This is a genomic window from Polymorphospora sp. NPDC050346, from assembly GCF_040655695.1.
GTDB lineage: Bacteria > Actinomycetota > Actinomycetes > Mycobacteriales > Micromonosporaceae > Polymorphospora > Polymorphospora lycopeni.
Map to the genome: position 1 here is coordinate 1 of NZ_JBFAKM010000044.1, position 12,948 is coordinate 12,948.

The 12,948-nt window shown below is 70.3% G+C and carries 13 protein-coding genes and 2 pseudogenes; 8 read left to right on the forward strand and 7 right to left on the reverse strand.

What is annotated here, in order from left to right; genetic code table 11:
• Positions 1-156: 156 nt before the first annotated feature.
• The 4 genes from AB0I42_RS31670 to AB0I42_RS31685 all read right to left on the reverse strand — a co-directional run bounded on the left by AB0I42_RS31670 (position 157) and on the right by AB0I42_RS31685 (position 3,659).
• Positions 157-438, reverse strand: coding sequence for a GlsB/YeaQ/YmgE family stress response membrane protein (locus AB0I42_RS31670; protein WP_357543161.1), 282 nt, complete (start codon positions 436-438; stop codon positions 157-159).
• Between the two features lie 80 nt (positions 439-518).
• Positions 519-1,031 (reverse strand): NUDIX domain-containing protein, encoded by a 513-nt coding sequence (locus AB0I42_RS31675; RefSeq protein ID WP_357543163.1) that lies wholly within the window; start codon positions 1,029-1,031, stop codon positions 519-521.
• On the reverse strand, positions 1,028-2,908 hold the full coding sequence (gene lepA, locus AB0I42_RS31680) for a translation elongation factor 4 (RefSeq protein WP_357543165.1): 1,881 nt from the start codon (positions 2,906-2,908) through the stop codon (positions 1,028-1,030). Before lepA ends, AB0I42_RS31675 begins: the two co-directional genes overlap by 4 nt.
• Before the next feature lie 178 nt (positions 2,909-3,086).
• Entirely contained in the window at positions 3,087-3,659 is a 573-nt protein-coding gene (locus AB0I42_RS31685; RefSeq protein WP_357543253.1) for a DUF4240 domain-containing protein, read from the reverse strand.
• A 199-nt stretch (positions 3,660-3,858) separates the two neighbouring features.
• On the opposite strand from AB0I42_RS31685, the gene AB0I42_RS31690 reads away from it, so the two are divergent.
• The gene (locus AB0I42_RS31690; protein ID WP_357543167.1) at positions 3,859-4,845 is read left to right on the forward strand and encodes a phosphotransferase; all 987 of its coding nucleotides are present in this window, start codon (positions 3,859-3,861) and stop codon (positions 4,843-4,845) included.
• Between the two features lie 221 nt (positions 4,846-5,066).
• The gene (gene rpsT / locus AB0I42_RS31695; RefSeq protein WP_357543169.1) at positions 5,067-5,333 is read left to right on the forward strand and encodes a 30S ribosomal protein S20; all 267 of its coding nucleotides are present in this window, start codon (positions 5,067-5,069) and stop codon (positions 5,331-5,333) included.
• 1,037 nt (positions 5,334-6,370) lie between these two features.
• Here the strand turns inward: rpsT and AB0I42_RS31700 are convergent.
• From AB0I42_RS31700 to AB0I42_RS31710, 3 genes and pseudogenes are all read right to left on the reverse strand, one after another.
• Positions 6,371-6,697: pseudogene (locus AB0I42_RS31700) on the reverse strand (hypothetical protein); the annotation flags it as partial.
• Positions 6,694-7,677: a DNA polymerase III subunit delta gene (gene holA, locus AB0I42_RS31705; RefSeq protein ID WP_357543171.1), complete on the reverse strand. Its 984-nt coding sequence runs from the start codon at positions 7,675-7,677 to the stop codon at positions 6,694-6,696. The gene holA and the pseudogene AB0I42_RS31700, both read right to left, overlap by 4 nt.
• 98 nt (positions 7,678-7,775) lie before the next feature.
• Positions 7,776-8,009 (reverse strand): annotated as a pseudogene (locus tag AB0I42_RS31710) (hypothetical protein); the annotation flags it as partial.
• A gap of 90 nt (positions 8,010-8,099) precedes the next feature.
• Between AB0I42_RS31710 and AB0I42_RS31715 the strand changes: the two are divergent.
• From AB0I42_RS31715 to AB0I42_RS31740, 6 genes are all read left to right on the forward strand, one after another.
• A complete protein-coding gene (locus tag AB0I42_RS31715) occupies positions 8,100-8,672 on the forward strand; it encodes a helix-turn-helix domain-containing protein (RefSeq protein ID WP_357543173.1) in 573 nt (190 codons plus the stop codon).
• Entirely contained in the window at positions 8,669-8,842 is a 174-nt protein-coding gene (locus AB0I42_RS31720; RefSeq protein WP_357543175.1) for a hypothetical protein, read from the forward strand. The genes AB0I42_RS31715 and AB0I42_RS31720 overlap by 4 nt, the downstream gene beginning before the upstream one ends.
• Positions 8,839-9,633 carry an ABC transporter permease gene (locus tag AB0I42_RS31725; RefSeq protein ID WP_357543177.1) on the forward strand — a complete coding sequence of 265 codons (795 nt, stop codon included), beginning with the start codon at positions 8,839-8,841 and terminating at the stop codon, positions 9,631-9,633. The genes AB0I42_RS31720 and AB0I42_RS31725 overlap by 4 nt, the downstream gene beginning before the upstream one ends.
• On the forward strand, positions 9,630-11,390 hold the full coding sequence (locus AB0I42_RS31730) for a DUF87 domain-containing protein (protein WP_357543179.1): 1,761 nt from the start codon (positions 9,630-9,632) through the stop codon (positions 11,388-11,390). Before AB0I42_RS31725 ends, AB0I42_RS31730 begins: the two co-directional genes overlap by 4 nt.
• Positions 11,387-11,731 carry a hypothetical protein gene (locus tag AB0I42_RS31735; RefSeq protein WP_357543181.1) on the forward strand — a complete coding sequence of 115 codons (345 nt, stop codon included), beginning with the start codon at positions 11,387-11,389 and terminating at the stop codon, positions 11,729-11,731. The genes AB0I42_RS31730 and AB0I42_RS31735 overlap by 4 nt, the downstream gene beginning before the upstream one ends.
• Before the next feature lie 968 nt (positions 11,732-12,699).
• The gene (locus AB0I42_RS31740; protein WP_357543183.1) at positions 12,700-12,891 is read left to right on the forward strand and encodes a helix-turn-helix domain-containing protein; all 192 of its coding nucleotides are present in this window, start codon (positions 12,700-12,702) and stop codon (positions 12,889-12,891) included.
• Positions 12,892-12,948: the final 57 nt, after the last annotated feature.

Genomic DNA, 12,948 nt, shown 5'->3' on the forward strand with positions numbered 1-12,948 from the left:
ATTCCCTCCCCCGCCCACCCATCTACGTAAATTTTCCTTTACGTGTGGGGGTGTCCGGGGACACTCCCCGGGGGGCCCGGGGCCCACTGGTCGCGGCGCCAGGCCGGCCGGCCTGGCGCCTCTACGTTTTGATTTGTCGCGGCGAGCCGCAGACCGTCAACGGGTCACGCGGCGGCGACCGCCACCCATTCCGGAAACCAGCGCGACACCGATCGCGGCGAGCACCACCTGGATCAACAGCTCCGCCCAGTCGATCCCGGCGGTCGAGGTGGCAATGCCGGCGGCCCGCGCGATCACGGTACCGAGCAACGCCGCACCGACACCGATCAGCATCGTCAGCCAGATCGGGATGTTCTGGCGGCCTGGTACGACCAGGCGACCGAGCGCGCCGATGATCAGACCGACGATGAGAGCGGTGATAATTCCGGTGACCGTCATGGTCGCCTCCTTCGAGGGGATTCGTTTTCACGTCGTCGTGACGTGTAGTTCCCGACCCCTCGAACATCCAAACCGGCTGATCACCGGGCGATCCGGGCCACATCCCGGATCGCCGCGTCCATCGTCGGAAACGCCAGCTCAGGCGGTGCGTACAGGTCGAACCAGGCCAGCTCCGACGACTCTGCCGGGTCCAGGGTCACCGCGCCGTCGCGGATCGACGCGAGATAGAAGCAGTCGAGTACGGGCAGCGTCTCGCCCTGGTAGTCGTAGCTGCCGACGTACATGCCGACGAAGTCACCGAGGGTCACCTCGACGCCGAGTTCCTCCCGCCCCTCGCGCACCGCGGCGGCGGCCGGGTGCTCGGCACCGTCGCAGAAACCGCCCGGCGTCTCCCAGCGGCCCGACCGCGGCTCGGCGGCCCGACGCAGGGCCAGGAACCGGTCGCCGTCGAGCACGATCAGGCTCGCCGTCGGGCGGGCGTTGACGAAGAGCTGGTAGCCACAGCCGTCGCACCCGCCGGGCGGGGCGGTCGGCAGGGCTGCGGCACACCGCGGGCAGAACCGGGCGTCCGGCCCGTACGCCCGCGGGATCACTTCTTACCGACGCCCTTGGCGCCGTCGCCGTCGGAGGTGGACAGCGCGGCGATGAACGCCTCCTGCGGCACCTCGACCCGGCCGACCATCTTCATCCGCTTCTTGCCTTCCTTCTGCTTCTCCAGCAGCTTGCGCTTACGGGTGATGTCACCGCCGTAGCACTTGGAGAGCACGTCCTTACGGATCGCCCGGATCGTCTCGCGGGCGATCACCCGGCTGCCGATCGCCGCCTGGATCGGCACCTCGAACTGCTGCCGTGGGATCAGCTTCTGGAGCTTGGAGGCGATCGTCGTGCCGTAGTTGTAGGCCTTGTCCTTGTGCACGATCGCGCTGAACGCGTCGACCGGCTCGCCGTGCAGCAGGATGTCGACCTTGACTAGGTCGGACCGCTGCTCCCCGGAGGGCTCGTAGTCGAGGCTGGCGTAACCCTTCGTACGGCTCTTGAGCTGGTCGAAGAAGTCGAAAATGATCTCGGCGAGGGGCAGCGTGTAACGCAGCTCGACCCGGTCGGCCGACAGGTAGTCCATGCCGAGCAGGCTGCCCCGCCGGCCCTGGCACAGCTCCATCACGGCACCGACGTAGTCGTTGGGGGTCAGCACCGTCGCCCGGACCACCGGTTCGTAGACCTCGGCGATCTTGCGGGTCGGGTATTCGCTCGGGTTGGTCACCGTGACCTCGTCGCCCTCCTCGGTGACCACCCGGTAGACGACGTTCGGCGCGGTGGAGATCAGGTCGAGGTTGAACTCGCGTTCCAGCCGCTCGGCGATGATCTCCAGGTGCAGCAGGCCGAGGAAGCCGCAACGGAAACCGAAGCCCAGCGCGGCACTGGTCTCCGGCTCGTAGGCGAGCGCCGCGTCGTTGAGCTTCAGCTTGTCGAGCGCGTCCCGCAGCGCCGGATAGTCGGATCCGTCGATCGGGTAGAGCCCGGAGTAGACCATCGGCTTCGGGTCCTTGTAGCCGCCCAGGGCCTCCGTCGCCGGTCGTGAGTTGATGGTGACCGTGTCACCGACCCGGGACTGCCGGACGTCCTTCACCCCGGTGATCAGGTAGCCGACCTCGCCCACCCCGAGTGCCCCGCCCTTGACCATCTCGGGCGAGATCACCCCGATCTCCAGCAGCTCGTGCACCGCCCCGGTCGACATCATCTTGATCCGCTCGCGGGCCTCGATCTTCCCGTCGATCACCCGGATGTAGGTGACCACGCCCCGGTAGACGTCGTAGACCGAGTCGAAGATCATCGCGCGGGCCGGCGCGTCGGCGACGCCGACCGGCGGGACGAACTGCCGCACGATCTCGTCGAGCAGGTGCGGCACCCCCTCACCGGTCTTGCCCGACACCCGGATGCAGTCCTCCGGCCGGCCGCCGATCAGGTGCGCCAACTCCTCGGCGAACTTGTCGGGCTGCGCCGCCGGCAGGTCGATCTTGTTGAGCACCGGGATGATGTGCAGGTCGTTCTCGAGCGCCAGGTAGAGGTTGGCCAGCGTCTGCGCCTCGATGCCCTGCGCGGCGTCAACCAGCAGGACGGCCCCCTCACAGGCGGCCAGCGAGCGCGACACCTCGTACGTGAAGTCGACGTGGCCCGGCGTGTCGATCATGTTGAGTACGGCGGTCTCGCCCTTGCGGTCGCCCTCGCGGATGGTCCACGGCATCCGGACCGCCTGGCTCTTGATCGTGATGCCGCGTTCACGCTCGATGTCCATCCGGTCGAGATACTGCGCGCGCATCTGCCGGGGGTCGACGACCTCGGTGAGCTGGAGCATCCGGTCGGCCAGGGTGGACTTGCCGTGGTCGATGTGCGCGATGATGCAGAAGTTCCTGATGCGGGCCGGGTCGGTGGCACCGGGCAGGTTCGCGCCGGGGTCGGGCGTCGGTGGCACGGGCGTCCGTTCTCGTTGCGTGGTCTGGTCGGGTCTCGTTCGCGTGGTCGGGTCTGTCCGGCTCGGTGCGGTCTTGGTCGCCGTCTCGGCGTCGGCAAGGGTCGGCACCGGCGCCGGCCACCCCCTATGTTCCCATGCCGGCCTGCGGGCGGTCGGATCACTCCTGGGCGGGCCCGGATCACTCCTCGGGCGGCTCGGTGAAGAGCACGGCCAGGCGCGGCAGGCGCCGCCGGATCTCGTCCTCGTCGTCGAAGTCCCAGAACTCGTCGAACCCCGGCCGCGCCGGCCCGGCACCCGACCGGGGCAGGTCCGCGCCGGTCAGCCTGTGGTAGGCCGCGCCGGCCGCCCGGAGCATCTCCACGCAGCCCAACTCCGCCCCCGTCGACGCGGCCCGGCGCACCGCCGGCACGCCGGCCAGCGAATCCGGATCGGCCACCGCCTCGGCCAGCGTCCGCCGCCCCTGGGCCACCAGCCAGCCCCGGAAGTGGTCGAACCCCTCGTCGGAGCAGCCGCCGTTGATCAGGTAGGCCGCCGCCCACAGGTCGACCTTCGCCGACGCGCCCAGCACCCGGTCCAGATGCGTGTCCCAGGCCACGATCGTCTCCGGCGTCGCCGCGGCCAGGACCTCGACCAGCCGGGCCGCCACCTCGGCCGGCGCGGCGTCGGCCGGCTCACCCCCGGCCGGGCCGGCCGCCCCGTCCGGACCACGCCGGGCCAGGTCGACCGCCGACCAGAACCGCTCGGTGTTCACGACCGCCACCCGCCTTCTCCCCGGCCACGGGTTTCTGCCCGGCCACGGCTTTCTGCCCGACCACCGTTCTCTACCCGGCCACCGGGCGCCACCGGCCCGCCGACTCGCTCGCTCATGACGAGGGAGTCTGCCAGGCCGCGACGCGGTGCCGGGACATTCGGCCGCCGGCTCACCGGTGCCGGCCGGGCAGAATGGTGCCATGCGTGTCACCTCGCTGCCCCCGGTGTCGTACGACGCGACCGCCGTCCGTCCACGGTGGGCGGACCTGCCGGCGGACCTGCGGGCGGCGATCACCGCGCGCCTCGGCACCCAGGTCACCTGGGCAACCCCCGCGACCGGCGGCTTCACCCGTGGTTTCGCCGCCGTGCTCGACCTCGCCGGCGGCGACCGGGTCTTCGTCAAGGCCGCCGACCTGGTCGAGCAGCGCCACCTCAGTGACTGGTACGCGCACGAGGCGGCCGTGACCGCCCTACTGCCACCGGCGGTCGCCGCGCCCCGCCCCCGCTGGACCCTGACCACCGCCGGGCACTACGTGATCTGCTTCGACGCGGTCGACGGGCAGATGCCGCCGCTGCCCTGGCGGCCCGCCGACCTCGACGCCACCCTCGCCGCCTGGGCGACCACCGCCGCCGCCCTGCGCGAGGCGCCTCCGGAACTGGTGGCCGGCGGGCTGCCCGCAATGGCCGACCTGGCCCGCGAAGACCTGTCCTGGTGGCAGGAGATCGCCGCCGGCCGGGAGCCGCTGCCCGCCACCACGCCGCCGTACGCCCACCCCCTGGTCGGCGAACTCGCCGCACTCGAAGCACGGCTGCCCGGCCACCTGACCGCCCCCGGCCTCGTCCACGGCGACCTGCGGGTCGACAACGTGCTGATCGACGGTCGGGGCGCCGCGTGGTTCGTCGACTGGAACTGGCTGTGCCACGGACCCGCCTGGTTCGACACGGTGACGTTGCTGGTCACCGCGTACGCCAGCGGGCTCGACGCCGACGCGCTGTTCGCTCGACATCCGACGGGCCGGGACGCGCCGCCGGAAGCTCTCGACGCGGCCCTCGCCGCGCTCTGCGGCTACTGGCTGAGCCGGGCGGCCGCCGCGCCCACCGGCGGCTCCCCGCACCTGCGCCCCCATCAGCGGTGGAGCGGTACGACCGCGCTGGACTGGCTGGCCGACCGCCAGGGCTGGCGCTGACCACGTCCGGCCCGGCTGCCGGCGGGGGCGGGCCCCCGGAGCCGGACCGTTTTGGCTCGTCGCCGGGCCACCTGGTAACCTGGCTTTTCGCGTGTGGCGATGAATGCTGCAACAACCTCGACCGTTGATCGCTCGATCGTTGATCGTTCGACTGTCGGTTGCTGTTGATAGTCGCCTACGCCCGAGTCAACCAACCCGAACTACCAGGACGAGGCTGTCGCGTGGCGAACATCAAGTCCCAGATCAAGCGCAACCGGCAGAACGAGAAGCGCCGGCTGCGTAACAAGTCGGTCAAGTCGTCGCTGAAGACCGCCATCCGCAAGTTCCACGAGGCGTCCGAGGCCGGCGAGACCGAGAAGGCGACCGCGCTCCTGCTCGACGCCTCGCGCCAGCTCGACAAGGCCGCGAGCAAGGGCGTCATCCACAAGAACCAGGCGGCCAACCGCAAGTCGGCCATTGCCAAGCGCCTGAGCTCGCTCTCTGCCTGACGGGTTCGACGCACCACAAGCTCTGATGGCGCCGACCGGATCGGATCCGGTCGGCGCTGTCGTGCTGCGACCGATCGTCCACTTCGGAGCCACCGGCCCTCGAGTGGCGCCGACGGCCGATGGGTGGTCAGCCGGGGAACGGGCGGCCCGGATCGGCGAGTTCGTCGTCTCGGTGCCGTTCCGCGCGTACGCCGACCTGACCGCCGGCGGCCGCAAGCTGCAACCCGGCTCCCCGGCCTTCTTCCCCAAGATCCGCGTGATCAGGGACCTCGACGGGCGTGTCGTCGGCGTGCCGAGGTGCGAACTCCCTGATCGCGACGATCTAGGCCGACGCGCCCGCCGTCCGAGCGGACATCGCCGTCGGAGACCACAGCGAGTTCGGCGTAAGAACAGCGAATTCGCTGTGGCGTCGAACAGACACCGGTGCGGACGGGCCGGCGGGCGGGCTGCCGGTATGAAGGGTGTCGGGTCGCGGTGCGTGCTACCCGGACGCGCCACGGCCGACGGGACATGGCACGGACGGACACGGTCATCCGGCCCGCATGCCCGGACTATTCGTAGCGGTGGCTGCCGGACTGGCGGGCTCGCTGCTCCGCGGTGCCCGGCTCCTCGATGCCGGCCGGCCAGGACTGCGGCGGCCGGTTCTCCAGCGGCTCCGTCGGGTGCATGTTGACGGCGTACGAGCCCGTACCCGTGCGGCCGGCCGTCGACGGCCCGGTGGAGAACCACTCGCTTCCGCCGGCCGTCGTGCCACCGCGTCCGCGCCCGTCGGTCGCCGTCTCGTGGCGCGCTGGACGGCCCGCAACGGCTGATTCCGCGGCCCCCGGCCCGACGGCGTTCGTCCGGCCGGTGTGGCGGGCCGGGTCGTCACCGTACCGGGCGTCGTCCTCGACCGCCGGCCGAACGGCTCCGTCGAACCCGCCGTCGACCGGGTCTGCCGCCGTCGGTCCGGTGCCGTCCGGAGCGCCGGCGCCCCGGACGGTGTCCATCGACACCTTGCCGGTCACCGCACCCGGGCGGGCCGGCTCCGTCCTGGCGACCGCGGCCCGCCCCACCACCGATTCCCGCTCCAGGCGGAAGCGGGCCCGCTCCCGGTCGGGCACCTGCTGCGCCGACCGGACGACCGCGCCCGCGACCACGTCGTTGAGCTTGACCATGGCGGCGACGACGAGCGGCAGGACGGGGATCGCCCACGGGGACACCAGCTCGGCGAGCGCGAGCAGGAGGCCGAGCGCGACCGTGCCCTCGAGGAAGCAGAAGCACAGGGCCCCACTGGGGTTGAGATGCTTCAGGCGGAGCAGCCGGGCGTAGAGCGGACGCGTCTCCCGGTCGGCCGAGGTGTCGGCCGGTAGGTCGGCCGTCATCGCCCCCCGCTTCCCTGTCGTGCGGCGGCGACGGCGAAGACCGCCCGTTCGAGGGCGTACGCCCGATCGTCGGCACCACCCTTGACCGCGGCGTTGCACTCGGCGGCGGCCTGCATCGCGTCGGCGAGTCCTTCCGGACTCCAGCCGCGACCCTGGCGCTGGGCCCGCTCGACCTTCCACGGCGGCATGCCGAGACTGCTCGCCAACTGAAAGGAGCTGCCCCGGCCGGCCGAGGCGACCCGGGCCACCGTGCGCACCCCGTCGGCGATGGCGTCGGCGATCGGCACCGGGTCGACCCCGACGTGCAGCGCCCACCGCAGCGCTTCGAGCGCGCCGGGAACGTCGCCGACCATCGCCGCGTCGGCGACGGTGAAGCCGCTCACCTCGGCCCGGCCGCGGTAGTAGCGGGCCACGGTGTCGGCGCCGATCCGGCCGTCGGTGTCGGCCAGCAGTTGCGAGCAGGCGGCGGCCAGTTCGCGCAGGTCGTTACCGACGGCGGCGACCAGCGTCTCGGCGGCTTCATCGGTGCAGCGCCCGCCACCGCCACGGATCTCGTCGCGGACGAACGCGATCCGCTCCTTCTCCTTCTTGACCTTCGGCACCGGAATGACGGTGGCGCCGGCGGCGCGCAGCCCGTCGGCGAACGCCTTGCCCTTGGCCGCGCCGAGATGGGTGACCACGAGGGTGACGTCGGGATCCGGGTTCTTGGCATAGGCGAGCAGGACGGTCACCAGGTCCTTACGGGCGTCCTGCCCGGCCCGCAGGACCAGCACCCGCCGGCCGCCGAACAACGACGGGCTGAGCATCTCGGCGACCTCACCGGGTGCCACCGAACCGGCCTCGTACTCCCGTACGTCGAGGTTGGGGTCTGCCGCCCGGGCGTCGGCGACGGTCCGGGTGACCGCGCGGTTGGCGAGCAGTTCCTCGTCGCCGAGAACGAGCACGATCGGAGCAGGGCCGGTGGGAGTCACGCCGGACATCGTCGCACGCCCCTGGCCGGGCCGCGTTCGCTCACCTCTTCTGCGTGGTCGAGGGATCACCCAGCGCCAATCCCGACAATTCACCCACGCCGATCGGGTCAGTCGGCCTGGTGGTCGGGGCCGCGTACGACCACCGCGAGCCCCCGCTCACCGACGACCACCGCGAGGTCGCCGTCCAGGTCGGTACGCAGCACCCGGGCACCACCCCGGGCGAGCATCGCGAGCAGGGCGGGGTTCGGATGGCCGTAGTCGTTGCCGACCCCGACCGACACCAGGGCGACCGCGGGGTCGACCGCCGCCAGGAACTGTGGGTCCTGGTAGACCGACGCATGAGCGCGGCGGGTACCGACAAATGCGGGCCCGGCAGGTGCGCCAACACCTGATGCTCCGGGCCCCTGACGGACGTAGGAGGTCCGCCGCCCATGAGTGTAGCTGTCAAGGAAGCCCTGCTCTCGACCCGCGATCTCGGAAAGAACGAGCGGGCCGTAGCCATCGCCATCGCTGCTCACGCCAACCAGGAGGGCAACGCCTGGCCCTCGGTCGCCACCATCGCCGACTACGCCGGTTGCTCCGAGCGGACCGTGCAACGGTGCCTCGCCAAGCTGGTGCAGCTTGGTCGCCTGGTCGTGTCCAAGGTTGCCGGCATCGCCACTCGCGTCTATCGCCTGGTGACCGGCCAGGGGGTGACGAATGCTGGCCCGGGGGCGACGAACGAGCCGGCCGGGGTGACAGATCAGGCCAGCGGGGGTGACAGCCAGGGTGTCACCCGAAGTGTTGAAGACCAAGGGAAGTTGAAGACGCGCGCAAGCGCGCGTGACTGGCGTCGATTCCTTCCCAAGAGCAAGCAAACCCCTGCACCGGCCTATGCCGAGCGGCGAGGCGCTGCGCTCCCGATGACCTCCGGCGGCGCCCGGTGCCAGCGTGCCGGACACGTTGGCCAGCCTGCCGGCAACTGCATCCCCTGCCGATCCGAAGCGCTGGCTGGTGGCCGATGAACGCCACTGCCGCCTACGCCTTGGCTCTGGCCCTGATCGGCACGCCCGTCACGATGCTCGCCCCGTTCGTCATCGCCCGCCTGCTGGTCGACCGGCACGGCGACCAGGTCGCCGACGACATCGCCCGCTCTCGCCGCCTCGACAGCACCTGCAAGGAGCCCCGCAAGTGAGCACCGAGACCATCACCAGCGCGTACCCGCGCGCCATCGGCGACCTGATGCCGAACGTCCGGGCCCTGGCAGACAGGCTCGGTGAGATCCCGTCACGCAACCGGATCATGCGTGAGTTCAAGGTGGGTGCGCCCAAGGCGATGGCGCTGCGGGAAGCTCTGATCACTGAGCCCATCACCGAACCCACCGAGACCCAGGCCGAGCCTGTCACGGATCCGTGGGAGTACGCCGAGCCCGCCACCGACACCACCCCGGTTCCGCTGATCCTGCCCGTCGAGAAGGTCGCCGAGCCGTTCCCGCAGGTCGACCAGGTCGGACACCCGCCGGTCGAGGTCGAGCCCTCTCCGGTCCCGGGCAAGGGTCGCCGGCTGGCCACCTGGCCCGTGATCCTGATTGCGCTTCCCGCGTTCGTGGCCATCTGGTCGGGGTGGGTGGGGCTCGGCGGGCTCACTGGGTTCGGGGTGGTCCACCCGCTGCCCGGGATCGCCGATGGGTTCAGCATCAACACCGCCATCACGTTGCCGATCGGCGTCGAGGTCTACGCCGCGTACGCCCTCCGAGCCTGGCTGTCGGGTGCGGTTCCGCCCCGGGCTCGCCTGTTCGCCAAGTGGTCCGCCATCGGGTCTCTCCTGGTAGGCGCTCTCGGTCAGGTGGCGTATCACCTCCTGGTCGCGGCCGGCATCGAGTCCGCCCCGTGGTGGATCACCACCCTGGTCGCCTGCCTGCCGGTCGCCGTGCTCGGCATGGCCGCTGCCCTCGCCCACCTGTCACGCGAGGAGGTCGAGCAGTGACCGAACTTGAGCAGGCCATCCGCCGGCTGCGGCGAAAGCACACACTGTCACGCTTGGTCTACCGCTACGTCTCCGGGCGTCCGCTCGACGGGCGCGACGGCTATCCGTATCGCCAGCGCGGGAAGGGCAGGATTGCCGGCTGGCAGCGTCAGGCGTACCGGCTCGGGGTACCGGTCGCAGCCGTCATGGCTGCGGCCTACCCCGGGCAGGCAGGTGGCGTACTCGGTACCGCTGTGGCCGTCGCCGGCTGGCGAGCACGTCGCCGGTTCACCATGCGCCGGTTCAACCGCGAGTACATCGCGCCGACCCTGGCTGCTCTCGCCCCCGCGATGGGGCTACAGACCGGCGTCCGGCTGCACGTTGATCCGACCCTAGGCAACCTCACGCCCCGGCTGGCGAAGCCTCTCAGTCCTGCTGAGACGGCCGTACGTGCCTGGTACGGCGAGCACGTCGAGCCCGTGATCCGCTGGCTGCCTGAGCAGGCTCAGCGGGCAGCCTGGTCAATGCAGCGCAAGGCTCAGCCGGTCACGTCGAGGCTGGCTGTGTTCCGCCGCCCGGTCGATCCCGACCAGGGCCCACGCATCGAGTTGGAAGCCGATACCGCGTACCTGACCAAGGAACAGCGCCAGCTTGTCTCGGCGATCATCGGCAGCAAGATCCCCGTTGCCGACCTGGTCGAGACCTGGCATCAGGTGGGCCCCAGGGTCCGCGCCACCTGGACCGTGCGCAAGCGTCCGCCCGCCCGGGTCGGCGTCGACCAGGTCGCCGAGCACCTGCCCCGCCTGGCCGAGTGGGAGTTCTACATCGGGCAAGGTGCCGGAAACCGGCCGGTGATCCTGTCACTACGCGACGACTCGCCGCACATCGCGGTGAGCGCGGGGACGGGTGCCGGCAAGAGCGTGCTCGCCGAGCTGGTCGCCGTGCAGGTGCTCGCCCGAGGTGGGCAGGTAGTCATCCTCGACCGGAAGGGCTCGCACCGTTGGGCCCTCGGCATGGCAGGCGTCGACTACTGCACCCGCCCGGCGCAGATGCATGACGCCCTGGTCCGCCTCGACGCCCTGGCCGACGAGCGGAACCAACTCGCTCTGCATGAGCCGGAAGACTGGGACTGCGGTCCCCGCACGCTGGTCATCGCCGAGGAGTTGAACGCGACCATCGGGCAACTCGTCAACTTCTGGGCCGAGGTGCGCGGCAAGGGTGACCCCAAGCGGTCCCCTGCCGTGTCGGCTCTGGCCAACCTCCTGTTCATGGGCCGCAGCGCCAAGGTCAACGTGCTCGCCATCGCCCAGATGCTGACCGCTCGGGCGATCGGCGGGCCCGAGGCACGGGAGAACTTCGGCATCAGGTGCCTCGCCCGCTACACCGCCAACAACTGGAAGATGCTGGTTCCCGAGGCCGCGATGCCCCGAGCGTCCCGCACCCTCGGCAGGTGGCAGGTGGTCATCGGCGGGCAGGCGACCGAGGTGCAGGTTGCCTACCTGTCCGCTGCCGAGGCTCGGCAGCTTGCATGTCCCCGGTCCTCGGAGACATCGCAGGTCAGCGGCCTATCAAGCCCTGCCGGGGACTTCCTGACGCTGCGCCAGGCGATCGATGCCGGGGTCATCCCATGGAAGCTCGACGCCGCCAAAAAGCGACTACAGCGGCGGGTCGGAGAGGTGCCCACACCGAGAGGCAAGAGCGGAAACGCAGACCTGTACGCCCGTGCCGACCTTGCCCATTGGGCAGGCAACGAGACCAGAGAGATGATCAACCCGTGATCGAGACCTTGACCTACGCGAGCCACACCGCCTACCTCGACCCGATGACCGGCGAGGGTCTGTTGGTGCTCCCCCTGGTCGCCGACGACATCGAGCCGGTCGCCGGCATGGCGAGCCTGCACGCCGCCGACTGGGACCACGCGATCCGGGACCTGCACCGGCAAGGATGGGAGCCGAGCGAGGATGACGACGGCGGGACCATTCGCGTTGGCACCACAGCGGACGGGAGAGACGCCATCGGCCTGTACGGGAAGCATCCCGTGATCTCACTACCGAGCGTCGAGCAGGCAGCCGAGGCGATGCGGGATCTCCTTGCAGTCGCCCGAGTGGTCCTCGGATAGCCCGGCGTCGAACCCGCTGCCCGCCGCCCCAGAACTGGAGCGACGGTCGCCGACGCCGGCCGCACGATCGTGCAGGCCGCCTGCGATCACGGAATCTCGTGGCCGGTCGTCGCCGAGGTGTTCACCGCTCACGCTGCCAGGGAGCTGCCGGCCGTGGCGGAGCCGGTCGCGGTGCTGGCGATCATCAAACGTCTTTCCGCCGCAGGCGGCTCCGCCCATGGCCTCCGGCACAGACATCTGCCCCGAACGGGACTAGCCTTCCTCCACCGTCTCCACGTAGGAACCGCATTGGGGGCAGTTGGGGTAGCACCCGAACATGAGGCCACAGTTGCCATTAACCCGGAAGTCGTGACCGGCGGCACCCATGACCGGACGCTTGGCCCGGTCCCCGTCACCGCCCGCCCCGGCCAAGCCCCGCAAGGTGTGTCGCCGTCAGCCCCGCGAAATTCTTCACCTAGGGTTGGATTTGACGGACGGGGCCGGCAACAGCCGGGCTCTTCTGTGTCTGTGGAAGGGGTATCACCCGTTGGAGTTGCGCGAAGTCGACCTGGTCGTAATGGAGGACGGCACGTGGCGGAAGTTTCGCAGCGCCCATCCCGCAGACATGGTCAAACTGCCAGGCAATGCGACCGGGTCGAGCGCGTCAACTCGTGGCATCACAAACTAATGACTCGTGGTAACTGGCAGGGCGAGCACAAATCTGCGCAAGGTCGACCGTTAGTGCAGTAGGAGTTAGTGGAGGGACAGGCAGGCGGGCCCGGCTCGGATACCCGCCTCTGATTCGCCCTGCAATTCTCCAGCCGCGACCATGCGCAGAGCTGCGGCCTGGTTCCGGCGAACCTCGCGCAGGGCACCCGCCCACTATTGATCCCACTCCAAGTCGCGCATCCACTAAAGGGCGCGGCTCCTTCACATTGCCTTGCAGTCGATGCTAAGGCATCCAATCCGACACCATGTGGAGAATCACCGTGCCGACCATCGTTGACGGCGTTGTCTACCTGACCCCCGCAGAGGCCGCTAAGTGGCTGGACATGAACGTTGCCAGCCTGCGCAACCAGCGCAGCGACGGTCGCACCCGAATGGAATACATCAAGCACCTCGGACGCGTGCTGTACCCGCATAGCGAGGTCAAACAGTACGCACGAGAGATTGACCGTTGACCGAATCCCTGCGGGAGATCGCCCGCCGCATTGCAGAGCAGGCGCCACCCCTCACCC